Annotated in this window: 1 pseudogene; it reads left to right on the top strand. The window is 66.4% G+C overall.

Annotated elements, in window-relative coordinates:
* Positions 1–429 (top strand): annotated as a pseudogene (locus I6F17_RS38010) (flagellin); the annotation flags it as partial.

Genomic DNA, 429 nt, shown 5'->3' with positions numbered 1-429 from the left:
TCGCCACCACACAGAACCGTCTGTCGACCGGCAAGAGCGTCAACTCGGCCCTGGACAATCCCACCAACTTCTTCACGGCCCAGTCGCTCGACAACCGCGCCAGCGACATCAACAATCTGCTCGATGGTATCGCCAACGGCGTGCAGGTGCTGCAGGCTGCCAACACCGGCATCACCTCGCTGCAGAAGCTGATCGACAGCGCCAAGTCGATCGCCAACCAGGCGCTGCAGACCACCGTCGGTTACTCCACCAAGTCCAACGTCTCCGCCACCATCTCCGGTGCGACGGCGGCCGACCTGCGTGGCACGACCTCCTACGCCAGCGCGACGGCGAACAGCAACGTCGTGTATAGCGGCGCGGCCGGCGGCACCACCGCGGCGACCGGCACCACGACGCTCGGCGCCACCATCGGCGTCTTCGCCAGCACGG

It is taken from the genome of Bradyrhizobium sp. NBAIM18, from assembly GCF_020193825.1.
Taxonomy (GTDB): domain Bacteria; phylum Pseudomonadota; class Alphaproteobacteria; order Rhizobiales; family Xanthobacteraceae; genus Bradyrhizobium; species Bradyrhizobium yuanmingense.
The sequence above is the reverse complement of the archived record's forward strand: the minus strand, read 5'-3'. Positions and strand labels throughout refer to the sequence as shown.